A 26691-nucleotide genomic window follows, 5' to 3' on the forward strand; every position below is an offset into this window, starting at 1 on the left:
CCCGGCACCTAGTGCCCATCGTTTACGGCGTGGACTACCAGGGTATCTAATCCTGTTTGCTCCCCACGCTTTCGCGGATCAGCGTCAGAACCGGCCCAGCTAGCCGCCTTCGCCACAGGTGTTCTTCCTGATATCTACGCATTCCACCGCTACACCAGGAATTCCACTAGCCTCTACCGGTCTCCAGTCCACCAGTATCGTCTGCATTTCGCGGGGTTGAGCCCCGGATTTTCACAAACGACTTGATGAACCGCCTGCCCGCGCTTTACGCCCAGTAATTCCGAACAACGCTTGCGCCCCCCGTGTTACCGCGGCTGCTGGCACGGAGTTAGCCGGCGCTTCCTGCTGAGGGTACCGTCAGCCGTCGAGACTGTTCACCTCGACGGGATTCTTCCCCTCCGACAGTGGTTTACACCCCGAAGGGCGTCCTCCCACACACGGCGTCGCTGCGTCAGGCTTTCGCCCATTGCGCAATATTCCCTACTGCTGCCTCCCGTAGGAGTCTGGGCCGTATCTCAGTCCCAATGTGACGGATCATCCTCTCAGATCCGCTACGCGTCGTTGCCTTGGTAGGCCGTTACCCCACCAACAAGCTGATACGCCGCGACCCCCTCCCGTGGCGGGAGCTTGCAAGCAGAGGCTCCCTTTGGTCCCGAGGTCATGCGACTCCGGGACGTCATGCGGTATTAGCCCAGGTTTCCCCGGGTTGTCCCTCTCCGCGGGACAGGTTGGTCACGTGTTACTCACCCGTTCGCCACTCGGCTGCGGAGGCAAGCCTCCGCTCCTCGTTCGACTTGCATGTATTAAGCACGCCGCCAGCGTTCGTCCTGAGCCAGGATCAAACTCTCCGTTGAGAATAAAGCTTGATAAGCTCTGACAAACGCGCTCGGGCCTTCCGGCCTCGAGCTACGTTCGGAATCTACGTTATTTACCCTTGCCGACCGCGAGGTCGGTACCGGCGGGACGCAGTGCCCGCCGAAAGGGCCCACTCAAACACTCGCAACCCATGTTTTCAATCATCGTTTCCGGCCTTCCGGGATGAACCCGGCGAGGTCCGATCCGCGCCGAGGCGCCCTGAGGCATCTCGTGCACGGCCAGCCAAGTTACCAGCTTCGTCGCGGCGTGTCAACACCCGACGTTTTCGGATCGTGGCAGGGTGGATGACCGGACTTGAACCGGCGACCTCCGGATCCACAATCCGGCGCTCTAACCAACTGAGCTACACCCACCGTGGGGCCTGCTGGAGCGACGTGGGCCGAACCGGCAGCGTCCAGGAGATTCCCCGGGCGGCAGGAAAAGTATATGAGGGGAAGGCTCGTGTAAAGGGGGCACGCCGCGTAGCCCCGGAGGTCCGAGGCGTACGTGCCCTGGCAGGCGGACCGTCACGGTACCCGCTCATGGAACGCCGGTGATCCGCAACCGGCCACATCACCTAAGCGGCGATGTCGAGACCAAGGGATGCGCCCGGTAGGATTTGAACCTACGACCATCGGCTTAGAAGGCCGGTGCTCTATCCAGGCTGAGCTACGGGCGCGGGGGGAGCGTCGCCGGCACAGGTCCGAGTCCGGCCCCGCCGTGACGTTCGAGGTAAAGTTAACTCCGCGAGCGGGATCGCCGGAGCCGGGGAAACGGATGGTGCGGATGCCGAGGTGGGTTGGTGCGGCCCGAAGGATGAGAGGGCGTCGCGAGGCGAACACCACGGTTCCGTCGGCGGATGAGGCCTTCACCGACGGGCGCCTGGCATCCCTTTGAATAAAGGGCAGCCAAATTGGGGGCAGCTCGATCAAGGACCGCCGAGCCGAGCCGGGTTGCTTCCGGCGGATGAACGAGTCTCGAATCGCCGGAGCGAGAACGGCGACCGCGACCGCGAGCCGGCCCGGAGCACTCCATTCCTCCGCCTGCGGCGTGGCTCCGCTATCTTGTCGGAACGACTTCGGGGCGTGGCGCAGCCCGGTAGCGCGCCTGCTTTGGGAGCAGGAGGTCGCCGGTTCGAATCCGGCCGCCCCGATTGGGGTTACCCGAAGCAGGAGGCGAATCCCGCGTCAGCGGACGCCGGTCGCGACGACGCTTGGGCGCCGCCCTGGCGAACGCCTCCCGGCGGATTGGGACCGGTGGCGTACCGCGACCCGTTCGGCGCGTTGTCGCCCGATGGCCGCCCCTTGACACGAAGCGGGGCTGGGTTAGAAGATTCGGGGGGGACGGATCGTCCCTTCTCATTCTTCCATCAACATGAGGTTAGACAGCAAGATGTCCACAACCGAATCCCGCCTCAGCGCACTCATCGACGAGCACCTGGATCTGGGCCATGCACCGGACTTCGACATGGCGTTCGGCGACGCCGGCGTGTCCTCTCTGGACTGCGTCGCCTTCGTGAAGCTGGTGACGAAGGAATTCGCCGTCGAGATCTCTCCCGAGGAATGGATGGGTCTCAGATCTCTGCGGGGTCTGGCCGCGCATATCGACGCCGCGACCTGATCCAGGCGCATCCCGACTCCCCGTGCGGCGCCCCGCCGGGCGTCTGCCGGTTTGAACATACGGGTCCGGAGATGCAGCGGCCGCCGACATGAGTGGTGCGGCCCACTGGGAGATCCCCGCCCCACGCTCCGTATACGAGGTCCGTCAGGGCGACGGCAGCGTCACGATTCTGCGCAGGCACGGGAACCCGGCCGGCCCGCGGCTCCTGCTGGGCCACGGAAACGGGCTCGCCATCGACTTCTACTACCCGTTCTGGTCGGAGCTGACGGATGACTTCGATGTGCTGCTCTACGATCTCAGGAACCACGGATGGAATGCCGTCGGGGAACGCACGGAGCACCACCTCCCCAACCTGGTCCGGGACCAGGAGCGCGTCATCGAAGCGACGGAGCGCCGGTACGGCGAACGGCCCACGATCGGGGTCTTCCATTCGCTTTCGGCACTGACGGCGCTCCTCTCGTCCACGCTCGGGACGGGCGGCTGCGACAGGCTGTCCGCATGGGTTCTCCTGGATCCGCCACTCTATAGACCGGGTCCGATGGATCCGGACTACGACGCGCTCGCGGAGGTGGCGGCCGGAATGGCGAGCCGCCGTGCGGACCGGTTCCAGAAGCGGGAGGACTTCACCGAGCTCCTCAGTTTCCTGCCTTTCCTCATCCGGGCCGTTCCTGGTGCGACGGACCTGATGGCCAGGACGATTCTGCGGCAATCCTCGGGGGAAGAGGGCTTCGAGCTTCGGTGTCCCCGCGACTACGAGGCACAGATCATCGCATACGTGAGGACCTATGCGTTCCTCGTCGACTTCGGGAATCTGCCGTGCCCGACGAAGGTGATCGGCTCCGATCCCACGTTGCCCTACGCGTATTTGCCCACCTTCGATCTCAGCCACATCCGGACCGTGAATTACGACTTCGTGCCCGAGACCACGCACTTCCTTCAGGTGGAAAAGCCAGCGGAGTGCGTCGCTATGATGCGCGGCTTCCTGGACGAGTGCGGGCTGGCCCCGAAGAGAGCGGGTTGATCCGGGATCGAGCTGACCTGCGCGGCCGACGCTCCCGCGATGATCCCTCAGCCGAGTCGCGCGGAGCCTCCACGCGAACCGTGATGACGTCGGTATCGTGGTACTGCCGGTGGCGCACTGACGATGAGAGATGACGGAGCAGGCGCAGAGACACCTCCCGCCCCATGGAAGCTTCGTCGGAGGGTTCTTCGAGCATGGCGATGCGGTCCTGCAGGTTCTCCTCTCCGGGGGCCACGACGAACTCGAGCACGGCGTCGCCTTTCTCGCCGTGAGCGGCCAGCGCCAGCCGCGGGCGATCTTCGCCCCGCCCTTCCGTGCAGTCTCTCCCACGCGCCAGCGACAGCAGCGCCTCTTCGGCGACGGAGCCGAGCCGGTCGGCCATCTCCCCGCCCCATACGCTGCGGGAGGCGAAGTCGCCCAGGAAGGTCCGGATCTTCGGCAGCTCCGAACTTCCGAGGGCTGTTTCGATGCGGTTCGGGCGAGGGTCCGTGAGGCGGAGAAAAAGGGTTATGAGGATGGCGGTGAAACCGCCGGCGATTACGGCCACCAGCAGAAACGAGGGGAGGAGCGTCCAGAAGGCCGCGCCGAAGCCGAGATCGAGAGCGGGTGCCTGGATCCGCGGCAGGTCGACCCAGGGCGCCGCTGTGACGCGCTCCAGGTCGTAGAGGCCGCAGGTGGCGGCGATCAGCGAGCCCAGGAGGGCCGCCCTGGTCGAGCGCCATGATTGAGGTCGGGATGAAGGCCCCGGAAGTGCCCATGACCATCACGTGTCCCATCCCGATGCGTCCGGTGCGCAGCGCCTGCAGGATGGTCGCCACGCCGCAGACGGCCACCGACGCGAGCACGGCCCAGGAAAGGTATGCGTCGGTCATGCCGGCGGCCCGCATGACCACCATGGGAATCAGCATCACGGCGGCGATGTTGAGCACCGCGAGTTGCAGGCCGACGCCGAGAGCGAGCCGGCGCGGGGGGGTCTCGTCCGGTTGGTAGCGAGGAGAGGGAGCTGTGTCTGCGCCCCCGGTGCTCATCCGGCCGGACCGAACCAGTGTCTTCTGCGCTGGAACGGATAGACGGGAAGGGAGATCCGGCGCCGCTCCTCTCCCGCGAACAGACCGGCGAACGAAATCGGCAATCCCGCCTCGTACGCGCGTGCCACCGACTCCGCGAAGCTGCGGTCGGGCGGGTCGCCCCCGTCCGACCAGACCTGAAGCGGGGTGGGTCCGGGTCCGGGCCGCGCACCGATCTCGAAGACGAGTTCCACATCCTGTTCCGCCAGCGTCCCCGCGAGCGCGAGGGCCGGTCCGAGGGACGTGTCCGGCGCGTTCGCCCACCGCCGCCAGTACTCGCCGTCGAGCGCTGCGTCCGCAGCCAGAACGGTGCCGGTGTCGTGGCCGATCATCACGATCTCGGGGCGTGAGAACGACATCCCGGCGCACGCCGCCTCCAATTCGGCCAGCGGATCCCGATCCGGAGCGGAGGGGTCGCCTGCCGGGGCCGCAGCCGCCATGCGCACCCTAGGCCGGCTCATCGCGGCGCCGCGGGCTGCGGCGATCCGCAGCCCGTCCTCCAGGGTGACCACGCCTGCGGCCCACGCGGCGGCCAGCTCACCGATCCCATGGCCGGCCACCACCGCAGGGCGTACGCCCACGCTCGACCAGAGCGCCGTGCGCGCGCATGCAAGCGCGTAGATGGCCGGCTGCGCCCCCTCGGGATCGTCCAGCCTGCCGGCCGCGCCCGCTCGCCCGAACATGACGTCGATCAGGGAGGGGCCGCCTCGTTCCGCCCCGAACACGGCGTCGCACCGATCCAGCAGCGCGCGGACCACGGGCTCGGCCGCGTAGAGATCCCGCCCCATTCCGATCCGCTCGCTGCCTTCGCCGGCGTACACGAAGGCTGTCCTGGGGGGTGCGGGGGGCGCGGGCATCCCCTTGGGTTCCGGCCCCAGGTCCGCCTCGAGCAAGGCGCTCAGTCCCTCCCGCAACGACTCGGCGTCGCGGAAGACCACACCTGCTCGGCGCGCGAAGTGACTGCGCCCAACGCCGGCCGTCCAAGCCATGTCGCCGAGCAGGGAGGCCGCCGCGCCGTCTTCCGCAGGGAAAGCCCCTTCGTGTTGGTCCAGCCAGGTCCAGTACCGCTCGGCCAGTGCCCGCAACGCCGGCGGCGACGTCCCGGAGAGGGGCAGGACGCGCGTGTCAAGGCGAGCAATGTCCCCACGGGGTGGTGGGATCTCGACCGCGTTTCCGGGCAACTCGGCCGGCACCCTCCGAGCGGGACCTGCGGCCCGAGGTGTGACCGCGACCCGGCAAGGACTCTCCTCCACGGCGCCCGCTTCGACAACCACATGCGCGTTCGTCCCCGAGATACCGAAGGCGCTGACGCCGGCACGTGCGGGCCGATCCGGATGGGCAGGCCAGACCATCGGCTCCGAGGCGACCCGGATCGGGAGCTGGTCCCATTCCAGGTGCGGACTGGGATCGCTGAAATGCAGATGCTTCGGAATCAGTCCCGCATTCATCGCCAGGACGGCCTTGATGAGGCTCGCCACTCCCGCCGCGCACTCCTGATGGCCCAGGTTGGTCTTGACGGAGCCCACCAGGAGCGGGCGCGCTGGCTCTCTTCCACGCCCGTAGACGGCGGAGGCGGCGAGTACCTCGATCGGGTCGCCCAAGTCGGAACCGGCTCCGTGCGCCTCCAGGTAGTCCACGTCTCCCGGAGCGATTCCGGCGCGCGCGAGCGCTTCTTCGATAACCCGTTCCTGTGCCGGTCCATTGGGGATGGTCAGCCCCGCGCTCGCCCCGTTCTGGTTTACCGCCGACCCGCGGATCGCGCCCCAGATACGGTCCCCCTCGGCTGCGGCATCGCGCAAGCGCTTCAGGACGACCATCCCGCATCCCTCGCCGCGCACGAAGCCGTCGGCTCCCGCGTCGAAGGCGCTGCACCGTCCCCGCTTCGAGAGCATGCCGGCCTCACGCATGAAGGTTGCGATCCCGGGAGAGAGAATCGCGTTCACGCCACCGACCAGGGCCAGCTCCACCTCCTCGTGGCGAAGCGCGGAAACGGCCTGATGCACGGCTGCCAGCGAGGAGGCACAGGCCATGTCCACCGGCACTGCGGGCCCATTCAAGCCGAATGTGAAGGCGATCCGGCCGGCGGTCACGCTTATGGTCGTACCCAGGTAGCCGTGGTCCTCGCCGGCCGCGACGGCCACATCCCTGTAGTCGCCGTTGCCGACGCCCACGTACACCCCTGTGGAACTGCCCCGCAGCGCCGAAGGATCGATCCCGGCGTCCTCCAGGGCATGCCAGGTCGTCTCGAGCAGCAACCGCTGCCGCGGATCCATCATCTGCGCCTCGATCGGCGTGATACGGAAGAATCTGGCGTCGAATTTGTCGACATCCTCGAGGAAGGCGCCACGGCGGACCGCGTCCCGCGAATCGTTCGGATTCCCCGCAATGCCATCCCAGGAACCGTGGTCGCGGCGTCCCTCCGTCACCAGGTCGCGGCCGGTTTCGAGGAGGCGCCAGAAGGCGGCAAGGTCGGGCGCCCCCGGGAAGCGACACGCCATCCCCACGATCGCGATGGCGCCATCCCGGCTCTCGATTCGCGTTCGCGGTCCCGGCTCACGCTCCGGTTCCTCCTGGGCGGTCGGGGTCGCGGCACCGAGCTCCACTGCCAGGTGGCCGGCCAACTCCGCGATGTCCGGAAAGTCGAACACGACGGTGTTGGGGGCGACGTACTCCCCGGCGAACGCCCGGTTGAGGCGGTTGCGCAGTTCCACCGCCATGAGCGAATCCATCCCCAGATCGAAGAACGCGACCGAGGACGACGGGGACGCCGACAGCCTCAGCACCGCCTTCACTTCCTGCTTAAGGAACGACACCAGCAGCTCTTCGCGTCCGGAGGGGGGCGTCTCCCGCAGAGCCGCCATCAGATCGTCCGCCAGATCGGACGCATCGGCGTCGCCGTCACCGTCGGTCGCGAGCAGGTCCTCCAGCAGGGGGGAGCGACTCTCGGCCGCATCGCCGTAGACCTCCCAGTCCACCGCCGCGACGATCGCCGTCGTGGGATCGTCGCGCACGACCCGCTCCAGTGCGCGCAAGCCCTGCTGCGGGCTGATCCATCCGGTTCCGGAAGCAGCCAGCTGACTTGCGATCCGCTCGCGCTGTTCCTCCGCCTCGCCCAGCCCCGCCCAGGCACCCCACGCTATGGACTGCCCGGCAAGCCCCAGCGAGCGGCGATGGGCGGCGAGCTGGTCCAGGAAGGCGTTGGCGGCCGCGTGGTTGGCCTGGCCCGCGTTGCCCAGCACGCCCGCGACGCTGGAGAAAAGGACGAACATGTCCAGGTCCTGATCCACGGTGGCGCGGTGGAGGTGCCACGCGCCGAGCACCTTGGGCCAAAGCACCCGCCGGAAGCGGTCCCAGCTCTGATTTCCGAGGGACTGATCCGACAGGACGCCCACGCTGTGAATCACACCTCCGAGCGGAGGCAGATCCCGCTCCATCCGCGCGAGCATCTCGTCCAGAGCGCCCGCATCGCTCACGTCCGCTAGCTCCGCCCGCACCGTGATGCCCCGCGCTTGGAGCGCCTCGATGGTCTCGGCGGCTTCCGCGTCCGGCTCCCGTCGGCCGTTCAGCGCGATCGCGCCGGCGCCTCGGTCCGCCAGCCACCTAGCCACCGCGCAGCCGATCCCGCCGAGGCCTCCGGTCACCAGGTATGTCCGATCCGGTCGCAGGTGTCCGCGAGCGAGGGGGGACGTCGTGAACACGATCTTGCCGATGTGCCTGGCGGCCCGCATGTACCTCATGGCCGGCTCCGCCTCGGTCAGCGGCCATCGGGTGTGGCTGAGCGGCGTGACGCCGCCTGCGGCGAAGCGCCCCATCACCCTCTTCAGCGAGGTTCCGGGCCATCCCGGATCGTGCTCCTTGAGCGTGTCCAGCTCGAGGATGTGATAGTCGACGTCGGGACGGACCGCAGCCATCTCCCGGGGACTGAGGATGTCGCGCCGCGCCAGCTCGATGAAGCGTCCACCGTTGGCCAGACACGCGAGGCTGGAGTCGATGAAGCCTTCACCGGTGAGGCTGTTCAGCACGACGTCGACTCCCGCGCCCTCCGTGGCCTCGAGGGTCTCCTTGCCGAACGCCGTCCGGCGGCTGTCGAAGACGTGTTCGACGCCCAGCGAACGAAGATAGTCGCGCTTGCGGGCGCTCGCAGTGGCGAACACCTCCGCTCCCAGCGCCTGCGCCAGTTGGATGGCCGCCAGTCCCACGCCCCCCGCGCCGGCGTGAATCAGCACGCGGTCCCCGGGCTGCAGCCTAGCCAGTTCATAGGAAAGGTCGGCGGAAACGAACGCCGTCGGGAGCGTGGCGAGCGCGGTTGCGGGCGCGTTTGTCGGGGCCGGGCACACCATCTCCTCGCGGGTGACCGCTTCGGGACCGAAGGTGCCGAACGCCAGACCGACGATGCGGTCGCCGACGGACACCGCGGACACGCCGGGACCCACCTCGAGGACGCGCCCGCACATCTCACCTCCGAGAAGCCCCTCGTCGATGAAGCCGATCGAACGGAAGACATCCCAGAAATTGAGCCCGGTGGCCTCGACGGCGATGCGCACGTCGCGCGGCCCGAGCGCACGTGGCGGCAGGAGAGCCACGCTCATGCGTTCGAGGGCGCCTGCGGAATCGGGTTCGAGCTGCCAGTCGGTCCCGTCCGGTACGGCCAGCCGTTCCGTCCCCGTGCCGGCCCGCACCAGGCGCGCGACGCGGCGCAGGCCGGCGCGATAGGCGATGTGGTTCTCGGCCTCGGGGTGGAGGAGCTCGTCGGCCATGTCGGACACGGAAACGGGCGCCTCCGGATCCAGATCGAGCATGCGCGGACGCAGGTCGGGGGCCTCCCTGGCCACCACCTTGCCGAAGCCCCAAAGGAGCGCACCCGAGAGCTGGCCCTCGCGCTCGCGTTCCAACACCTGGCCGCCGCGGGTCACCAGCCAGAGCCCGTTCGCGGGTGCCGCATCGGAGTCCGCCGCGCCCTGGACCAGTGCCAAGGCGGTGGAAGTCGCGCGCCTCGCATCACCCGACATCTGTGCGGCGGTCGCGCCGGGGCCGTAACCGTCCAGCGCCACGAGGTGCGCGATACCGGCGAGCGGCGTCGCGTCCGGAAGGCCGTTGACCAAAGCCTCCCAATCCTCGCGCCGCTCCATGTCGAGGGTTGCGCCGACCACGCGGGGGCCGCCGTCGCGGGCGCCGCCTTCCCGGACGGGCGCCGCGTCCGTCCGGTCTCCGTCCTCCGGCGTCGCTTCCATGCCGCTGCGCGTGGGATCATGCCCCGCCAGCACCACCGTTTGGTTGCGCGTCGCGAGCTTTCGGGCCAGCTCTTTCGCCACGCCGCCTTCGTCCCCGGCGACGATCCAGACGCCGGGAGCCTCGGCCACCTCCACCGGGCCACGCGCGACAATCACGCCCCGGTCGGGATTCGCGTTGGGATCGGACGCGTCCACGCCCAGCACCTCGACCTCGCCGAAGTCGGCGTCCTCGAGGACCTGCAGCCAGACCGCCGGACCGGCGAGCGCGTGGTGAGGGCGATAGCGGTCGGCGAAGCGCCACCACCCGTCCAGTTGACCAAATGTCAGGTCCAACCAGCCCTGTCCGCGCAGGTTCTCGAGCGCCACCAGTTGCCCGGAGGGGGCGAGCAGATCGCGGCAGTGGGCGAGGGTCTCGTCCAGAAAGCGCGTCGCGTGGAGGACATTGGAGGCGACAAGCAGGTCGTAGCCGTGGGCGTCGAAGCCCTGCTCCACCGGGTCCTTTTCGATGTCGAGCACCCGGTAGTCGATCAGTGCCCCGCTGTCCGCGAAGCGCGCCTCCGCCTCCGCGAAGAAACCGGCCGAGATGTCTGTGTAGACGTACTCAAACCGGCCGGCCGGCAGCTCGGGCAATACGGAAGCGGTCGCCGATCCCGTCCCCGCGCCCACCTCGATGACCCGCAGTCGCCGCCCCGGGGCCGACTCGGCGAGGAGAGAGCGGATAGCGTCGGCCAGCATGCGGTTGGCCGCGCGCGCCACCGGCGCCTTCAGATAGAGGTCGGCCGCAGTCGGCTCACCGCTGCTGAACAACAGCGACAGCGGGTCCTCGCGACCGCGAAGCACCTCGGCGAGGGCGTCACCGCTCCTCCGGAAGAGCCCGATTTCGTTCGAGCCGTGCGCATACCGTTCCGCCATCCGAGCGGCGTACGCATCCGCATCCGCAGGCATCCCGGGGGGCAGCGGTTCGCCCGACGAGACGATCACGATGAAACCGTCTTCGGTTTCTTCGAGCATCCCCGACCGGGCCAGCATCTCGAGCATCCGGCGGAAGAGCCGAGTGTGCTCGTCCCGTACCTGGAGGAGCCCTCGCAACTCGGTCGTCCGCACCACCGCGCCGGCCTTGCGCTCCCATCCCAGGCGGTCCAGCGCCAGCAGGGCATAGGCGCGCGATACCCGTTCCAGGTCGTCGAGGAGCGCATCCCGGTCCTCGGCGCCGACCCCTTCGTCCGACAGGTATCCCGTGAACAGCCTGGTCCCACCCGCGACGGCCGCCGGGTCGGTAAGAAACGCTGCGTCGGCCATCCCCGGAGGAAGCGGGCGATCCCGCCACGCAACCTCGTAGAGCAGCTCGTTCAGGCCTTCAACAGCGGAGAGAAGCGTAGCCCTGGTCGCCTTCTTGATCGTGTAGCCGGTAAGGCCACCCAGCAAAAACCCGCTACGGTCGTAGATGCGCAAGTCGCCGGCGAACACCTCGGCCGCGTCGTCCACGTCCGCATCCGCGTCGTCCGTCGCATCCCGGCCCTGCGGATCCTCACGCAAGCGGGCGTGGCAGATGACGCGCTCGGGAAGACGAGCCGACAACCACAGCCGGTCCCACCCGAAGGGCAGATAGGTGGTTCCCCCTTCGGTGCCGGCCGGCCCGCGCGCTGCTGACATGACCTGGAAGCACCCGTCGAGGAGCAGCGGGTGGACCTCCAAGCCACTGCCATCGAGACCCTCGGGAACGACCACCTCGGCGACGGCCTCGCCGGGCCGCGACCAGACCTCGGCCAGCGTCCGGAACGAGGGGCCGAGATCGATGCCCACGCCGGCCCTGGCGCGGTAGAAGGCCCGGACATCCTGGGACTCCAGTCCCCCTTTCAGGCGTTCCACGTCCACCCGAACATCAGCCTCCTCCCCGCGTGCGGAAGCACCGGGAGCCGTCCGGCCCTCGGCGTGCAGGGTCCATTCCGCGGCGCCGTCGCTTCGGCTGAGGATGCGTACCCGGCGCGATGTTCCGTCCTCGGAGGCGTCGAACAGCACCTGCATCTTGCGGCCGTTCCCGCCGGGCCGGGTCTCGGCGTCGTCGTCCTCGAAGATCAGCGGACTCTGCAGCTGCATGTCCTCCAGAGCCTGCGCTCCCTCTCCCTCGGCCAGGCACGCCGACACCGCCATGGCGCCATAGAGTGCGCCGGGCGCGACAAGGCGGTCGAACACGCGGTGATCGGTCAGCCATTCCGGGTCCGATGGCAGGAGCTCGGTCTCGAAGGTGATCTCTCCGCTGGCGGATTCATGGCGGGTGCCCAGCAGCGGATGATCCGCACCGGCCCTGCGCCGCCTGGCGGCCTTGACCCAGTGTCGCTCCCGCTGGAACGGATAGCCCGGCAGTGCGATGCGGCGGCGGGATTCCCCGGCGAAGAGCCCTGGGAAGAAGACCGGAAGCCCGAGCCGGTACGCCCGCCCGGCCGCTGCGACGAACGCGTCCGCCGCCTCGCCTTCCGACACGTGGCGGCCCGGTCTCAGCAGGCTCGGAATCGCGACCGGCGGTCCGGCGGGGATTCCCGCGTCGGGCCAGGCAAGACCCACCATGGGCCCCAGCACGGAGTGCGGACCGATCTCGATCACCACATTCACACCGCTCTCGGCGAGGGTCTCGACCGCGCGTCGGAAGGCCACCGGGCGGCGCGCCTGACGTCGCCAGTAGTCGCCGTCGAGCAGTTCGCCCGGGCCGATCGCGCGGCCGGTCAGCGTGCTGACGAAATCGACCGACGGCGAGGCGATGTCGAAGCCATTCAGCGAGGCTTCCAGTTCGTTCAGCGCGGGCTCGATCAGCGCACTGTGGTAGGCGGGACTCCTGCACAGCCGTCTCACGCGCACATCTTCCTCTTCAAAGCGCTGAAGCAAGGCCTCGACGTCGTCTGCTGGCCCGCTCACGGCCTGGTGCGCCCCATTGTCTGCGGCCACGCTCACGCCCGGCCCCGCCGACGTCGCGTTGTGCCGGGCGACCGCATCGACCACACGGGTCGCCGGCGCGAAAATCGCGGCCATCGCACCCTCGCCGGGAAGGTCGGCCATGCGCGTCCCTCGGTCCGCCGCGAACCGCAGACCGTCTTCCAGGCCGAACACGTCCGCCGCCTGCGCGGCCGCGATCTCGCCCAGGCTGTGGCCGATCACCACGTCGGGCCGAATCCCGATGCTCGCCCAGAGGGCCGTCAGCGCGCACTCCAGCGCGTATATTGCGGGTTGCTTCCATGCCGGGTGGTCGAGATCCGCTGGCGCGTCCCCGGCACCGAACATCGCATCGAGCAGGGAAGCGTCCCGCTTCGCGCCGTATGCCGCCTCGCAACGGTCCAGGACCTCCCGGACCACTGGCTCCGTCTGGTACAGTTGCCTGCCCATCCCCACCCACTGGCTGGCCTGTCCGGTATAGGCGAACGCGACCTTCGGCGTCTCGACAACCGGATCGACCGGGACCTCCGCTTCGCCCTCGGCGAGCGCCCGCAGACCCTCGCGCAGCGATTCGGGCTCGCGGAACACGATCCCCGCCCTGTGGCTGAAGTGAGCGCGCCCGATCCCCGCGGTCCACGCCATGTCCGCGAGCAGCCCGCCGCCGGGGGTCTCCGCCACCGAAAGCTCTCGCGCGCGCGCGTCGAGCCAGCCCGGATAACGCCCGGCCAGCCTGCGCAGCGTCTCCTCCGACCTGCCAGAGAGAGGAAGCAGGCGCGCGGGGCGGGGCCGGAGCGCCACGTTCGTCCGCGCAGGCGCGGGCACCGACACCGGGGCGCCGGGCGGCGACCTCCACTCGCGGCTTGGATGCGCCGCCGCTTCCGCTTCGTACCCCTCGAGCACCACGTGCGCGTTGGTCCCCGACCAGCCGAACCCGCTCACTCCCGCCGTGGGCGGGCGGGCGGTCCTTCGCGGCCATGCCGTTTGCTCCGCCGTCACCGCCAGCGGCAGGCGGGACCAGTCCATCCGCGGACTTGGGGTGCGGAAGTGAAGATGCCTGGGAATGGTCCGGTGACGCATCGCCAGCACCACCTTCATCACTCCTGCGACCCCCGCCGCCGCCTCCAGGTGGCCGATGTTGGTCTTGACCGAGCCGATCAGCAGCGGGTCGTCGTGGTCGCGCCCCTCTCCGTAGGCCGCACCCGTCGAGTTGGCTTCGATGGGGTCGCCCACCTCGGTGCCGGTGCCGTGTGCCTCCACGTAGTCGACGTCCGAAGGCTCGAGCCCGGCCCGTCGAAGCGCGTCCGCCATAACCCGCTCCTGCGCCGGGCCGCTCGGTACCGTCAGCCCGGGGCTGGCGCCGTCCTGGTTTACCGCCGCGCCCCGAACGACTCCCCAGATGCGATCGCCGTCCTCCTCCGCCTCGCGCAGCCGCTTCAGGATCACGATGCCGCACCCCTCGCCACGAACGTAGCCGTTGGCGGCGGCGTCGAAGGTCGCGCAGCGTCCGTCGGGCGACAGCATGCCGGCGGTTGCGCGCATTTCCAGCAACCTGCCCGAGAGGATCGCGTGCACGCCACCCGCGAGCGCCAGATCCGCATCCCCCCGCTGCAGTCCCGACACCGCCTGGTGAATGGCCACCAGCGACGAAGAGCAGGCGGTGTCCAGCGCGATGGCCGGGCCCTCCAGCCCCAGGGCATAGGCGACACGCCCGATGGCGGTGTTGAAGGAGGTACCGGTAACCGAATAGAGGCTCGCCGCAGGCTCGGAGGTGTCGCTAACGTCGAGGACCAGCCCTCGGTACTCGTTGTTGCTGATCCCGGCATAGACTCCGGTGCGGCTGCCCTTCAGCGCCTCCGGATCGATGCCCGCGTCTTCAAGCGCCCGCCAGCTCGTCTCCAGCATCATGCGCTGCTGCGGATCGAGCAGTTGCGCCTCGACCGGCGAGATGCGGAAGAAGGAGGCGTCGAAATGGGCCAGGTCGTCGAGATAGGCGCCGAACCGGCAGGCTACGCTTTGCACCTCGGGGTCCGGAAAGAGTTCGCCCACACGCCCAATGCCGGAACCCGGAGTTCCCTCTGTGACGGCATGTCCCCCGGCCTCCAGCAGGCGCCAGAACGCTTCCATGTCGTTTGCGCCGGGGAACCGGCAGGCCATACCGATGATCGCGATCGGCTCTCCGGATTCGGGGAGCCGAGGCCTTGGAGGGCTCATGCCGAGTAGGTACTTCTCACGGAGCCGGGGAGTTCCCGAAGCGCAGAGCTCCTGCGGGGGAAGCATCAGGGCGTCCGTCCCTGTTCCACGTCGCGGCGACTTGTCAGCGGTCCGCCCCCGCCGTATCATTAACTTGGTGCGACACCCGTCGCCTTCCGCGCAACTCGACCGGCCCCCCCCATGTCCACGCCCTCCAACGACACTAGACCGATTCCGAGCCGCGCCGCACGAACCGCCGCGATCCTAGCCGCTCATGTTCCCATGCTGGTCGCAACGCTCACGGCTCAGACGGTAGTCGAGAGCGCGAACCCAATTGGCCCCGACCTGACGCTTTCGGACGAGCCCCTGGTGCGCATCGGAGTCCTTGACGGTCCGATGGAACACATGTTCGGAGAAATCGCCGGTGCGATCCGGCTGGAGGACGGGAGCGTGGTCGTCGTCGACGGGCAGAGCAACGAGGCCCGGATGTTCGATGCCGGCGGTCGGCACGTGTGGACGAGCAGTCTGGAAGTAGGCAGCCGACGACAAAGAAATTCCCGAGCGCTCCGGCTGTTGAGGGGCTGCCCGGAAGCCCCGATTTCGGTTCTCGACGTGAGCTCGGCATCGGTTACCGAGCTCGATCCGAATGGCAACGTGACCGAAACGCGCAAAACCGTCGGATTCAATCCGTACAGTGAGGTCATGTGCTCGCCCGACGGCGAACTGGTCGTTGCGTCATGGCCGGAAACGGAATTCGAATGGGAATCTTTGACAGCGGGCGATATCTTCCGGTCGAGCAGGTCGCTGAAGTTGCTCCGAAGCGATACTGCAATAGCCTTGGTTTCCGGAATACCCGGTACCGAGCACGTTTATAACGGTATGGGCGCCGTACCCAGAAGGTGGGGAAAGGACATGGTATTTGCGGCAACGGGTACCGGCTTGTGGTACGGGTCGGGCGACGACTACGAATTGGAACATGTGGACTGGAGCGGTCGCGTCACGCGCATCGCGCGGTGGTCCGGTCCGGACCTCGACGTAACTGCCGAGCATCTCGACCGCTACATGGACTCCTACTTGGCCCTGTTCGACACCCCGCGAGGGCGTCAGGCCTTCGAAAGGGAGCTCTGGCCGGGCATGCGGGACGGCCTCCCGGAGCGGTTCCCCGCCTTCGAAACCGAAGCGGCCGGACTCATGGCGCTGCCGGACGGCAGCTTGTGGGTCACGATCTTCGGTTGGCGGGCACCGGACCAGGAACTCCACCTGCTGCAAGCAAGCGGCGCGTGGGCCGGTCGTCTCGTCATCCCCGCGGGACCTGCGCTGCTGGACGCTGGACCGGGCTGGGTGCTCCTACTGGAACGAGGCGAATTCGATGAGCAGCGCGTGGCCGTGTACGAGTTGGTGGAGGCGGGCGGCTCCGGTTAGCCGGAGGACGAGTTCACAGCGGGGTCCCGAACGCCGCCAAGCCGCCACACCGCCACCTGCTCCGGCCAGCCCGTCCTGCCCCATGCGCGGGGACGCCTGGCTTTCCGAAGACTCGAACCGTACTCTTCGGTATCCGAATCGATTCGGCGGTCGTTCCAATCTCCGGTCAGCGAGGTCGCACATGTTCCGTTCGGAAGTAGCGCTTCACGAACCTTGCCGCACCGTTCTTCTCGTCCTCGCGCTGAGCGGCGCACTCACCTCCTGCGACACGGAATCGCCGTCCAGCGGCCCCACTCGCGAGACACTTGCGAACGGCGCCGTCCTCGTTCGCTACCCCACCCTCCCCTCTTCGGACTCCGTCGGCGCCCGGGTCACCGAAGCCCAGGTGGACCTCAAGTTCGGGAGCATTGAAGGCGACGATCTCAACCTCATCTTCGGAGACGTCCGCGGCATTCAGGCTGCCGGCGACGGCACCATCTACGTGCTGGACCAACAGGCCGCGGAAGTCCGCGTTTTCGATTCCGGAGGCGAGTACCTGCGGACGATCGTGAGACGCGGCGAGGGGCCGAGCGAGGTTGGAGACGCCAACGGGATAATCCTCTCCGGAGACACCCTTCTGTGGATCCACGACACTAGAAAGTGGACGATCATCGGAGTGAATCCCACGGGTGACGAGGTTCGCCGGTTTTTCAAACCCGTCATGACATACGGGTATATCTGGGACGGCGTGTTCGACAATCGGGACCGGTACTGGCGGACGACCACCCATGGAGAAGACGATCCGGGCTACCCACCCCCGCCGGGACTGAGTTCGTGGAGCGAGCGGCGCTACTACAAGTCCTACGAGCTGTCCAGCGGGGCCACCGATTCAGTCTACTTCGGTAAAGCCAGCTTTCAGGTATACGCATACACCACTCCAGCTGGCTGGGGGTTCCTGCCGATTCCCTTCCAGGCAGTCGAGTTGATCGATGTGAACCCTTCCGGCGGATTCTGGCGCGCGCACCCGGCGTCGTACCGGATCGTCCGGACCGGCGAGGGCGGGGATACGCTGGTGGTCATCGAAGCCGGGCTGCCTGTGCACCGGATCACGAACGAGGATCGGTCGGCCCATGTCGACGGCATTGTCGAAGACCGTCCGGAACTGCGCCGGGAGGCGGAAGAGGTCGCTGCCCTGATGCCGGACGTCAAGCCTGCTCTCGAGGGTCTCTTAGTGGACGACGAAGGTCGACTCTGGGTCGAGAGAGTCACGCCGAAGGACGCGCCCTCCTTCTACGACCGTTACTCCGAAGACGGCGAGTACCTGGGCTCCGTTCGCCTGGCGTTCGAGCCAGCAGGTCCGATCTGGGTTCAGCACGGCGACATCTACGCCTGGGTCGTGGACGAGTTCGAGGTCCAATACGTGGTGAGGGCTTCCATCAGGAGGTGAGAATCGGCTTCGCCGGGTGAGCATCCTGGAGAAGTACGAGGTGTGCCGCTGTTGACCCGCAACTGCGCTGACGAGCAGTGGCGGGTTGATCCAGACCTCCTCGGAGAATCTTGCCGGTGCTCGATCACCTCGGGGGCCCAGGCGAAGTGGACTGGGCCGGGAGTAAGCAGGCCGATGCCGCCGCCCCCCCGTCGCCTTCGCCGAAACCTCGGGATCCGTCAGCGGTCCGTTCGGCTCGATCATCCGCATCCGGTCCGCACCGCTCAGCGCCTCAATCCGCGCCGAAAACGTCCCGCTCGACCGTCAGCTCCCGATCCTGGCGTGCAGGTAGCGGATCTTCGCCTCATGCTCCCCGCTGAACTCACACCTCCCGCCCGTGCCAAGCGACTTCGGTACCCGTGCTACGAGCCCGGGACCGGTTCACGCCAAGGGATTTCCGGTCTTGTTCGGTGACCGTGGAGGCCAGAAGCCGTTCAAGCTAGGTAGACGTTCTCCCAGCTCCCGCCCCAGCTTCCTGATCGCCCTGCCGCGATGGCTCAGCCGATCCTTCTCCACCGGTGCGATCTCGGCGAACCCCATCCCGGTCTCGAGTTCGACAAAGAGCGGGTCGTAGCCGAACCCGCCCCTTCCCCGCGGCGTTTCGAGTATCCGCCCCTCCACGGCGCCCCTCGCCAGCAGCGGCTCGGGTCCCGCTCCCACCAGTGCGAGCACACAGACGTAGCGGGCGCTCCGTTCGGCTGGCGGTACCCCTTCGAGCGAGCGGAGCAGGTGCCGGTTGTTGGCCTCGTCCTGCGACCTCGACCCGACCGGCGCGAAACGCTTCGAGCGCACGCCCGGCATTCCGCCCAGGGCGTCAACGACCAGCCCCGAGTCGTCGGCGAGCGTGGGAAGTCCGCTCAGGACAAAGAAGTGGGACGCCTTGGCCAGCGCGTTTTCGGCGAAGGTGTCGAAGGATTCGATCCCGTCTTCGTCCGGACTCTCGTCGATCCCGACTTCGTCGAGCCCGACAATCTCCAGGCCGGGAACCGGCGCCGCGCCCTCCGCCCCGATCATGCGTCCGATCTCGGCGAGCTTGTGGACGCTCCGGGTCGCCAGCAGCGCCCTGAAGGACCGGTCGGGCGACACCCCGGGTATCGTCCCGTCAGCCCAGCAGGTAGAAGAGCAGCGACACCGCCAGCAGGACCGCAACCCAGAGCACCATGCTCCCGGTAGGCCAGTTGCGCGCCAGCGGGCCGCCCCTGCCGGTGGCAGCGACGGTCAGGTCGACGACGGAGCCGAAGAGATCCGTCAGGGAGCGGCGCAGGTAGCGGTCCGCGCCTCCCACGATTCGTCCCGTCGTGGCGACCAGCCACGGACCCAGCTTGCGGTAAACGACCTCGGCGTCGATGTGTACCGCCCGCTTCTCGTCGGGATAGACGCCCCACTTCACCAAGGTCACGAACCCGAGCGCGCCGAAGAGCAGGAGCTGGACCTGGGTGACGATATGCGTCAGATCGTAGGGCCGGTAGTCCATCTCGTAGGGAAGGAGCGCGTAGAGGGCCCCGGGGAAGACTCCGATCAGCACGCAGAGCGCGGCCCCGATCGCCATCGCCGCCAGCATGTTCCGGGGCGGCTCCCTGGTTCTGATTCCCGAATCGTGCGCGAAGAACGAGAAGTATGGGATCTTGATGCCCGCGTGCTCCAGAACGCCCGCCGACGCGAAGAGCAGGAAGAGCCAGACCACGTAGTGGTGGTGCTCGATCGCCGCCACCATGATCATCGACTTGGTGACGAACGCGCTGAAGAGCGGGAAGGCGGAGATCGCCGCCGCCCCGGTCATGCAGAACGCCGCAGTCATGGGCATGGTCTTGTAGAGCCCGCCCAGGTCGGTTCCCTTCGTTCGTCCGGTCATCGTCATGACCGCTCCCATCGACATGAAGAGCAGCCCCTTGAAGATCACGTCCGCGAAGGCGTGCGCCACCGCACCGTTCACCGCGAGCGCTCCTCCTATCCCGATGCCCACCACCATGAACCCTATCTGGTTGATCATGGAGTAGCCGAGCACGCGCCGCAGATCGTTCTCCAGAACCGCGTAGAAGATGGGGAAGAAGGTCATCACCGTCCCCACCCAGATAAGAACGTCGGCCCCTTCGAACCCCCGCGCCAGCGCGTAGACCGCCACTTTGGTGGTGAAGGCCGAAAGGAAGACCGTGCCGGTGGGCGTGCTTTCGGGATACGCCTCCGTGATCCAGTTGTGGACGAGCGGGAAGCCCGCCTTGATGCCGAACGCGATCAGCAGGAGCCACGCCCCCGGCGAACCTCCGCCGTCCAGCCCGATGTGGTCGAAGCCGAGCGAGCCGGTGTCGCGGGCCAGCATCAGGGCTCCCGAAAGGAGGAGCACCCCGGAGACCACGTGGATCACCAGATAGCGGAAGCCGGTCCGGTACGAGCTCTTCGTCCCGCGCGCCCATACCAGGAAGGCCGAGGTCAGCGCGAGCAGCTCCCAGAAGACGAAAAGGGTGATGAGGTCGCCGGCGAAGACGGCTCCCAGGGCGCTCCCCGCGTAGAGCATCGAGCACACGTGCTGGAGCCCGACGCGGCGTCCTCCGGTCACGTCCTCCTCGCCCGCGTCGGCGGCGACCGAGCCCTGCGGCGTGCCGTCGCCGAGGTGGAGCGCGTACAGGAATCCTATGAAGGCGGCCAGGTGGAAGAGGTAGCCGAAGAGGAGCGAGAGCTTGTCCACCCGGTAGGGCGTGAGCTGGTAGCCCAGCAGCTCCATCTCGATGACGGTTCCGCTCTGGGCTCCGAACCACATGTTGAGACCGCCGACGATCGGTACCGCAAGCACCAGCAGCTTGCGCACCCGGCCCCGGGTGAAGGCGACCGCCAGCGCACCCGCGAAGAACAGGAGGAAGGGAGGCAGATCAGCCATCGTCGCCGTCCTCCTCGTCGTCCTCGGGCTCGTAGTAGTCCTCGGGACGGATCAGCAGCTTGCGCATCCCCTTCGCCACGATCACGAGTCCCCAGAACGAAACGAACCCGGCGATCGGATAGAAGAGGAGCGTGTCCTCCCACGGGTGCGGGTGTTCGCTGTGCCGGGCGATGACGAACTCGGTCACGAGAAGCGCCAGGCAGATCACGTAGAAGATGCGGAAGAAGAGGCGCACGCTCTTAGGCCGGTCCGTCCAGCCCGCCGGGTCGATGATGCGGTGTCCGCCGTCGCTCATGCCGGCCTACCCTCCGTCCGCGATCAGCGAGGCCAGTTCGAAGACCAGGCCCGGCCAGAAAAAGAGTGCGACGGTGCAAGCTGCGGTCGCTATCATGGCCACGAGCGCGGGAGCGGGAGCCTCCCGGATCCCGAACCGACCGAAGCCCTCTTCGCCGGCGTCCTCGATCCCGCCGCGCTCGGTCCCACCCCCCAGGAAGGCCTTCACCGGCACTTCGAGCAGGTAATAGAGCGAGAGCAGCGACGATAGCATGAGCACCGCGAGCAGCCCGATCTGGTCCGCTTCCAGGGTTCCCATCCCCAGGAACCACTTGCTCCACGAGCCGCCCGCCGGCGGAAGCCCGATTATGGCCAGCGAGCCGATCAGGAAGGCGCCGAAGGTGACCGGCATGCGCCGTCCGAGTCCGTGCATTTCGCTGACCGACTTCCTGTGGGCCGCGACCATGACGGCTCCGGCGGCGAAGAAGAGGGTGATCTTGCCGAAGGCGTGCATCGCGATGTGCATCCCTCCTCCGATCACTCCCCAACGGTTGGCGAGCAGAGCCGCGAGCACGATGTAGGAGAGCTGGCTGATCGTCGAGTAGGCGAGGCGCGCCTTGAGGTTGTCCTTGGTGAAAGCGACGAGCGAGCCGAGTATGATGGTCGCCGCAGCCACCCAGGCGAGCCAGTCGGCGGCCGCCAGTTCGGAGAGAAGGTCGATCCCGAAAATGTAGACCGAGACCTTGAGTACCGTAAATACGCCCGCCTTCACCACCGCGACCGCGTGCAGGAGGGCGGAGACCGGAGTCGGCGCGACCATCGCTGCGGGCAACCAGCGGTGGAAGGGCATGACCGCCGCCTTCCCCACCCCGAAAACGAAGAGCGTCAGTATGGTTCCCAGCACGCCCGCAGTCGCCGTACCGGCGAGAACGCCTCCCGGAACGAAGTCGACCGTGCCCGCGAGCTGCCAGGTCCAGATGATGGCGAGAAGCTGGAGACCGACCGAGGTGGAGAGCAGGATGCCCAGGTAGATGCGACCCGCGCGGCGGGCCGCGTCGCTCTGATGGTGGGTGACGAGCGGGAAGGTGCAGAGGGTCAGCGCCTCGTAGAAGGCGAAGAGGGTGAAGAGGTTGGCCGAGAACGCGACCCCGAGCGCACCCGCGATCGCCACGGCGAAGAAGAGGAAGAACCGGGTCTGGTTCTTTTCGCGATGGCCGCGCATGTAGCCGATCGCGTAGATCGTGGTCACCACCCAGAGGAAGGAGGCGACGAGCGCGAAGAGCAGGCCGAGCGGTTCGACCTCGAAGGCCAGCTCCACGCCCGGCACCACCTCGATCAGGCTGAGCCGAGGTCTCTCGCCTGCGCGCACCTCGTCCACGAGGCCCCAGACCATCAGGAAGGTGGCGGCTCCGACGACGAGCGTGGCCGTCTCCCGGAGGTTCGGTCGACTTCCCAGGAGCGCGACCAGGCCGGAGGCCAGGAGCGGCAGGACGGCGGCCAGGCCCATTTGCAGCTCGGCGTTCACCTGGCGCCTCCCACGAGCATTTCGGCGACGCCTTCCGCGATCCGGGTCGTGCGGGTCGCGTCCACGCCGAAATAGAAGTTGGCCGCCACCATCGCCCAGGCGGGCACGAGGAGCGAGAGGGGGGCCTCGGATACCGGTGGAGCATCTTCGGCGCGCTTACGCAGATAGGCGACCTCGACCACCTTCCAGACGTACATCACCGCCAGCAGCGAACCGACGAGCACTACGGCGACGGCGAGCCAGTTCCCCGCCGCGATGGCGGCCTGCACCAGATACCACTTGCTGACGAAACCGACCGTGAGCGGAACGCCGACGATGCTGAGTCCGCCGGCCACGAAGGCCGCGACCGTCCACGGCATCCGCCGGCCGATCCCGGCCAGGCCCGAGACCTCGACCGCGCCCAGGCGGTAGGCCAGACAGCCGACCGCCAGGAAGAGCGCTCCCTTCATGAGGGCGTGGTTGAGCACGTGCAGAACGCCGGCGGTCACGCCCAAGGTCGAGGCGAAGCCGATGCCCAGCACGATGTAGCCGATCTGCGCGACGCTGGAGTAGGCGAGAAGCCGCTTTACGTTCTCCTGGCCCACGGCCACCAGCGACATTGCGATCACGGCGACCATGGCGAGCGGAATCAGGAGCGCGTCGGCGTTCATGGCGCCGAATGCGAACTCCGCGCCGAAGACGGTGAAGACGAAGCGGAGCAGGAGGTAGACCGCCACCTTGGTGGCCGTGGCGGCGAGGAAGGCGCTGACGGCGGAGGGGGCGTAGGTGTACGCGTTCGGGAGCCAGAGGTGGAGCGGGAAGAGCGCCAGCTTGAGGGTGATGCCGACGGTCAGGAAGGTGAAGGCCGCCGGGATGGTCCGGTTCGGCCCCAGCTCGGGCAGCCGCTCCGCCAGATCGGCCATGTTGAGCGTCCCCGTCATGACGTAGAGGAGACCGATGCCGATCACGATAAAGGTCGCCCCCAGGCTCCCCATGATCAGGTACTGGTAAGAGGCGGTCAGCGCCCTGCGGTCCCGACCCATGGCGATGAGGGCGTAGGCCGAGAGCGACGAGATCTCCAGGAAGACGAAAACGTTGAAGACGTCGCCGGTGGCGGCGATCCCGAGCAGCCCGGCGAGGCAGAGCAGGAAGGCGGCGTAGAAGAGATGGAGCTTACCGGCGTCGATCTCCCGCTCCAGGCTCCTGCGCGAGAAGACGACCACGACCGGGGCGACGAGCGAGACGATAGTCAGCACCCAGGCGTTCGCGCCGTCGATCACGTACTCGATTCCATAGGGCCTGGCCCAGCCGCCGAGCTCGTAGGTGATGACCTCGCCGCCTGCTGTGGCCGCCAGCAGGCGAAGCGCGGCGTAACCGCACCAGAACGCGGAGAGGAGCGCCAGAGCCCATGCGATGCGCCGGTTGGAGACGAGCGCCGCGAGCGGTGCCGCCAGCAAGGGCACGACCGCGATCAGGACAGGCAGGTGTTCCGTCACAGGCTCGCGTCCTCGATCTCGTCTTCGTCGATGGTTCCGAACGCCTCCTTGATGCGGATGACGAGCGCGAGCCCCACCGCCGTGGTCGCCACGCCCACCACGATGGCGGTCAGGATGAGGACGTGCGGGATCGGATTGGAGTAGAGCGGGTCGCCGTCGGTGAGTATGGGAGCGGTGCCGCCCGAAACCTTGCCGATCGAGATGTAGAGGATGAAGACCGCCGTCTGGAAGATGCTCAGCCCGATCAGCTTCTTGAACAGGTTGGAGCGAGCGATGAGCGTGTAGCAGCCGATCATCATGAGAACTATGACCGCCCAGTAGTTGAAGAGGCCGAGCGCGCTCATGCCGGCTCCTCCCCGCCGGTCGAGGCCCGGGTCCCGGTGTTCGCGCCGGGCGCCGCGGCCGCCAGAAGTTCGCCTTCCGCGTGACCGGCGCGTTCCGTCCTCCACGAGACCACGGCGTAGAAGATCGAGGCCATCGCGCCGAAGACGGTGACCAGCACGCCCAGCTCCACCAGCAGGATCCCGTAGTGCTGACCGTCGGTCGGGTCGTGAGCGAGCACGTCGTAGTCGAGGAACTCGGCACCCAGCGCCATCGTGGCGTAGCCGACGCCCAGATAGATCACGACCCCGAGGGCGGCGCAGGCTCCGGCCACCTTCGGCGGCAGGACGCGCTTGGCCGCGGCGCTGCCGTAGACCAGGGAGTAGAGCACGAAGATGGAGGCGAAGACGACTCCCGCCTGGAAGCCGCCGCCCGGACCGTAGTCCCCGTGGAACTGCACGTAGAGGGCGAAGAGTCCGACGAAGGGGATCATCGCCTTGGCGCCGAGACGGAGAACGAGTCCGTCGGAAGGGCCCGTGCCAGGTCGTTCGGTCGGGTTCCGCGCCTCGCCGCTCACGTCGAGCCCTCCCCGCTCTCGCCCCGTCCGGATCCGGGGGCGAAACCGTCCTCGTCCGGTCCGACCTGCGGGCGTCTCCTCCCCCGCCCCAGTATCAGGAGCACCCCTACCGTCGCCGCGAAGATCACGGTGACCTCGCCCATGGTGTCGTACCCGCGGTAGGAAGCCAGCACCGAGGTGACCACGTTGGGGATGTGTATCTCCTCGTACGACTCCTCGAGATAGCGGTCGGCGACGTGGTGATGGACGGGGTTGTCCGGGTCCCCGAACGGCGGGATGTCGATGGTTCCGTAGATGAGCGTCGCCCCTATCGCCAGCACCACCAGGAGTGGAATCCAGGGACGGTTTTCCGGACGTTTGCTCCTGCCGCCCACGATTGAGAGGGTGGCGAGCATGAGCACCGTCGAGATGCCGGCTCCGACCGCCGCCTCGGTGAAGGCGACGTCGACCGCGTCGAGCGCGACGAAGAGCCCGGCGGAGAGGAGCGAGTATATGCCCGCGAGCATGACCGCGGCGTAGAGGCTCCTCATCCGGATGATGGCGGCGGCGGTGACCGCGAGCAGGACGAGGATGATCACGTTGACGACTTCGATCGTCATCGCGCCTCCCCCTGGTCGGCATCGTCCCCGCCTTGGGAAGGCTCGTCGCTCTCGGCTGCGCCTGCGGAGGTCATGCCGTCGTCGCCGCTCCGCCAAGGTCTGACGCCGGCGTCGAGAGCCGCTCGGGCGAGGGCGTGCGAAGCGATGGGGCTGGTGAAGAAGAGGAAGAGATAGACGAGGACGAGACGGACGAGCACCATCCAGAGTTCGGTGTCGCCGTCGAATATCCCGCGAACGACGTGAGCCGCCATGCCGGCGAGCAGTAAGCCCGCCCCCATCGTGTCGGTCATGCCGGCGGCGTGGAGCCTGGTGAATAGGTCCGGCAGCCGCAGAAGGCCAGAGGAGCCGGTGATGACGAAGGCGAGCCCTCCGAGAGTCAGGATCCAGGCGAGCGCGTCGAGAGCGATCATGCGTCGCCTCCCGCACCCGCTTCCCGCGTCGCGGCGTCCCCGGCGCTCGCGCCCGACCGGACGCGCACGGCCTCGGCTTCGAAGAAACGCAGCACGCCGATCGTGGCGACGAAGTTTATGAGCGCGTACACCAGGGCCAGATCGAGAAACTCGGGCCTGCCGGCTAGGAACCCGAGGACGGCGATGAGCAGCACGGTCTTGGTGCCGAAGGTGTTGACCGCGAGAACCCGATCCCAGAGGGTCGGACCCGCGAGAGCGCGGATGAGCGCGAGCGCCATGCTCACGATCACACCTGCCGCCGCCGCTGCGAACATTAGCCCGATCCTCCGGCTGAGACGCGGGCTCCCTCCAGCTCCCGTACCCTGTCGTCCATCGCCCCGCCCTCCGCAGGTGGCGCGTCCGGGGCCGAGAGCACGTGCACGTCGAAGCGCTCCCCGTCGGTGGCCACGGTGACCGTGCCCGGCGTGAGCGTGATGGAATTGGCGTGTACGAAGCGACCGAAATCAGTCTTCTGCGAGGCCCGCACCCGCACCACGACCGGGTCGATGCGCAACCCGGGAGCCAGTATCAGCCTAGCCACCCGGATGTTGGAGAGGAAGATCTCCTTGAGCAGCCAGGGGAGGTAGAGCGCGACCCTGAACTGCGTTCCGAGCGGGATCCGGTCGCCGTCGAGTGAATCCATGTGCCGGTTGCGCCACACCACGACCGCGCATGAGACCGCGCCCAGCGAGATCAGGAGCGCGGTGTAGTGGCCCGAAAGAACGAGCCAGAACCCCATGAGGATTGCACCCAGGACGATCGCTCTCGGCAAGGTTCGGGTCGGGGGTGGTGGTGGGCGGATGG

Annotated in this window: 18 protein-coding genes, 3 tRNA genes and 1 rRNA gene (1 of these 22 running past the window's edge); 6 read left to right on the forward strand and 16 right to left on the reverse strand. The window is 67.8% G+C overall.

All coding sequences use genetic code 11. The features are described from left to right. The 3 genes from J4G12_09070 to J4G12_09080 all read right to left on the reverse strand — a co-directional run. Positions 1-854: ribosomal RNA gene (locus J4G12_09070) — 16S ribosomal RNA — on the reverse strand (it extends 672 nt beyond the left edge of the window). 301 nt (positions 855-1155) lie between these two features. After that, positions 1156-1229 (reverse strand) — tRNA-His (locus J4G12_09075). Positions 1230-1459: 230 nt separating this feature from the next. Further along, positions 1460-1534: transfer RNA gene (locus J4G12_09080), tRNA-Arg, on the reverse strand. Positions 1535-1934: 400 nt separating this feature from the next. Here J4G12_09080 and J4G12_09085 point away from each other — a divergent pair. From J4G12_09085 to J4G12_09095, 3 genes are all read left to right on the forward strand, one after another. Further along, positions 1935-2008 (forward strand) — tRNA-Pro (locus J4G12_09085). A 239-nt stretch (positions 2009-2247) separates the two neighbouring features. Continuing rightward, entirely contained in the window at positions 2248-2475 is a 228-nt protein-coding gene (locus J4G12_09090; protein ID MCE2455947.1) for an acyl carrier protein, read from the forward strand. 88 nt (positions 2476-2563) lie between these two features. Next, the gene (locus J4G12_09095) at positions 2564-3496 is read left to right on the forward strand and encodes an alpha/beta hydrolase (protein MCE2455948.1); all 933 of its coding nucleotides are present in this window, start codon (positions 2564-2566) and stop codon (positions 3494-3496) included. Here the strand turns inward: J4G12_09095 and J4G12_09100 are convergent. Continuing rightward, the gene (locus J4G12_09100) at positions 3441-4043 is read right to left on the reverse strand and encodes a hypothetical protein (protein ID MCE2455949.1); all 603 of its coding nucleotides are present in this window, start codon (positions 4041-4043) and stop codon (positions 3441-3443) included. The two genes, J4G12_09095 and J4G12_09100, sit on opposite strands and share 56 nt — an antisense overlap. 209 nt (positions 4044-4252) lie before the next feature. On the opposite strand from J4G12_09100, the gene J4G12_09105 reads away from it, so the two are divergent. Next, entirely contained in the window at positions 4253-4486 is a 234-nt protein-coding gene (locus tag J4G12_09105; GenBank protein ID MCE2455950.1) for a hypothetical protein, read from the forward strand. 34 nt (positions 4487-4520) lie between these two features. Here J4G12_09105 and J4G12_09110 read toward each other — a convergent pair whose 3' ends face one another. After that, positions 4521-14996 (reverse strand): SDR family NAD(P)-dependent oxidoreductase, encoded by a 10476-nt coding sequence (locus J4G12_09110; protein ID MCE2455951.1) that lies wholly within the window; start codon positions 14994-14996, stop codon positions 4521-4523. A 195-nt stretch (positions 14997-15191) separates the two neighbouring features. Here J4G12_09110 and J4G12_09115 point away from each other — a divergent pair, with 195 nt between their 5' ends. Together J4G12_09115 and J4G12_09120 are read left to right on the forward strand one after the other, a co-directional pair. Beyond that, entirely contained in the window at positions 15192-16331 is a 1140-nt protein-coding gene (locus J4G12_09115) for a hypothetical protein (protein MCE2455952.1), read from the forward strand. 181 nt (positions 16332-16512) lie between these two features. Then, positions 16513-17757: a hypothetical protein gene (locus J4G12_09120; GenBank protein MCE2455953.1), complete on the forward strand. Its 1245-nt coding sequence runs from the start codon at positions 16513-16515 to the stop codon at positions 17755-17757. 420 nt (positions 17758-18177) lie between these two features. Here the strand turns inward: J4G12_09120 and J4G12_09125 are convergent, their stop codons facing one another. The 11 genes from J4G12_09125 to J4G12_09175 form a co-directional block, all read right to left on the reverse strand. Then, complete coding sequence (locus tag J4G12_09125; protein MCE2455954.1) at positions 18178-18810, reverse strand: non-canonical purine NTP pyrophosphatase; 633 nt, start codon at positions 18808-18810, stop codon at positions 18178-18180. 88 nt (positions 18811-18898) lie between these two features. Beyond that, entirely contained in the window at positions 18899-20668 is a 1770-nt protein-coding gene (locus J4G12_09130; GenBank protein MCE2455955.1) for a Na(+)/H(+) antiporter subunit D, read from the reverse strand. Continuing rightward, a complete protein-coding gene (locus tag J4G12_09135; protein ID MCE2455956.1) occupies positions 20661-20963 on the reverse strand; it encodes a hypothetical protein in 303 nt (100 codons plus the stop codon). Before J4G12_09135 ends, J4G12_09130 begins: the two co-directional genes overlap by 8 nt. Before the next feature lie 6 nt (positions 20964-20969). Continuing rightward, positions 20970-22448, reverse strand: a complete 1479-nt coding sequence (locus J4G12_09140) for a monovalent cation/H+ antiporter subunit D family protein (GenBank protein MCE2455957.1) — start codon at positions 22446-22448, stop codon at positions 20970-20972. Positions 22449-22462: 14 nt separating this feature from the next. Further along, complete coding sequence (locus J4G12_09145) at positions 22463-23941, reverse strand: monovalent cation/H+ antiporter subunit D family protein (GenBank protein ID MCE2455958.1); 1479 nt, start codon at positions 23939-23941, stop codon at positions 22463-22465. Beyond that, positions 23938-24285: a cation:proton antiporter subunit C gene (locus J4G12_09150; protein ID MCE2455959.1), complete on the reverse strand. Its 348-nt coding sequence runs from the start codon at positions 24283-24285 to the stop codon at positions 23938-23940. The genes J4G12_09145 and J4G12_09150 overlap by 4 nt, the downstream gene beginning before the upstream one ends. Beyond that, positions 24282-24755 (reverse strand): Na(+)/H(+) antiporter subunit B, encoded by a 474-nt coding sequence (locus J4G12_09155; GenBank protein MCE2455960.1) that lies wholly within the window; start codon positions 24753-24755, stop codon positions 24282-24284. The genes J4G12_09150 and J4G12_09155 overlap by 4 nt, the downstream gene beginning before the upstream one ends. 80 nt (positions 24756-24835) lie before the next feature. After that, positions 24836-25438 carry a DUF4040 domain-containing protein gene (locus J4G12_09160; protein MCE2455961.1) on the reverse strand — a complete coding sequence of 201 codons (603 nt, stop codon included), beginning with the start codon at positions 25436-25438 and terminating at the stop codon, positions 24836-24838. Then, complete coding sequence (gene mnhG / locus J4G12_09165; GenBank protein MCE2455962.1) at positions 25435-25848, reverse strand: monovalent cation/H(+) antiporter subunit G; 414 nt, start codon at positions 25846-25848, stop codon at positions 25435-25437. The genes J4G12_09160 and mnhG overlap by 4 nt, the downstream gene beginning before the upstream one ends. Further along, on the reverse strand, positions 25845-26162 hold the full coding sequence (locus tag J4G12_09170; GenBank protein ID MCE2455963.1) for a pH regulation protein F: 318 nt from the start codon (positions 26160-26162) through the stop codon (positions 25845-25847). The genes mnhG and J4G12_09170 overlap by 4 nt, the downstream gene beginning before the upstream one ends. Then, positions 26162-26659, reverse strand: coding sequence for a Na+/H+ antiporter subunit E (locus J4G12_09175; protein ID MCE2455964.1), 498 nt, complete (start codon positions 26657-26659; stop codon positions 26162-26164). The genes J4G12_09170 and J4G12_09175 overlap by 1 nt, the downstream gene beginning before the upstream one ends. Positions 26660-26691: the final 32 nt, after the last annotated feature.

It is taken from the genome of Gemmatimonadota bacterium, from assembly GCA_021295815.1.
Classification (GTDB): Bacteria; Gemmatimonadota; Gemmatimonadetes; order Longimicrobiales; family Gaopeijiaceae; genus JAGWBQ01.

Coding starts and splice junctions, on each gene's coding strand:
- J4G12_09130 (MCE2455955.1), bottom strand. CDS start 20,668: ATGGCTGATCTGCCTCCCTTCCTCCTGTTCTTCGCGGGTGCGCTGGCG.
- J4G12_09140 (MCE2455957.1), bottom strand. CDS start 22,448: ATGGGCCTGGCCGCCGTCCTGCCGCTCCTGGCCTCCGGCCTGGTCGCG.
- J4G12_09105 (MCE2455950.1), top strand. CDS start 4,253: ATGACCATCACGTGTCCCATCCCGATGCGTCCGGTGCGCAGCGCCTGC.
- J4G12_09125 (MCE2455954.1), bottom strand. CDS start 18,810: ATGATCGGGGCGGAGGGCGCGGCGCCGGTTCCCGGCCTGGAGATTGTC.
- J4G12_09110 (MCE2455951.1), bottom strand. CDS start 14,996: ATGCTTCCCCCGCAGGAGCTCTGCGCTTCGGGAACTCCCCGGCTCCGT.
- J4G12_09115 (MCE2455952.1), top strand. CDS start 15,192: ATGCTGGTCGCAACGCTCACGGCTCAGACGGTAGTCGAGAGCGCGAAC.
- mnhG (MCE2455962.1), bottom strand. CDS start 25,848: ATGATCGCTCTCGACGCGCTCGCCTGGATCCTGACTCTCGGAGGGCTC.
- J4G12_09150 (MCE2455959.1), bottom strand. CDS start 24,285: ATGAGCGCGCTCGGCCTCTTCAACTACTGGGCGGTCATAGTTCTCATG.
- J4G12_09090 (MCE2455947.1), top strand. CDS start 2,248: ATGTCCACAACCGAATCCCGCCTCAGCGCACTCATCGACGAGCACCTG.
- J4G12_09095 (MCE2455948.1), top strand. CDS start 2,564: ATGAGTGGTGCGGCCCACTGGGAGATCCCCGCCCCACGCTCCGTATAC.
- J4G12_09170 (MCE2455963.1), bottom strand. CDS start 26,162: ATGTTCGCAGCGGCGGCGGCAGGTGTGATCGTGAGCATGGCGCTCGCG.
- J4G12_09155 (MCE2455960.1), bottom strand. CDS start 24,755: ATGATCCCCTTCGTCGGACTCTTCGCCCTCTACGTGCAGTTCCACGGG.
- J4G12_09160 (MCE2455961.1), bottom strand. CDS start 25,438: ATGACGATCGAAGTCGTCAACGTGATCATCCTCGTCCTGCTCGCGGTC.
- J4G12_09120 (MCE2455953.1), top strand. CDS start 16,513: ATGTTCCGTTCGGAAGTAGCGCTTCACGAACCTTGCCGCACCGTTCTT.
- J4G12_09135 (MCE2455956.1), bottom strand. CDS start 20,963: ATGAGCGACGGCGGACACCGCATCATCGACCCGGCGGGCTGGACGGAC.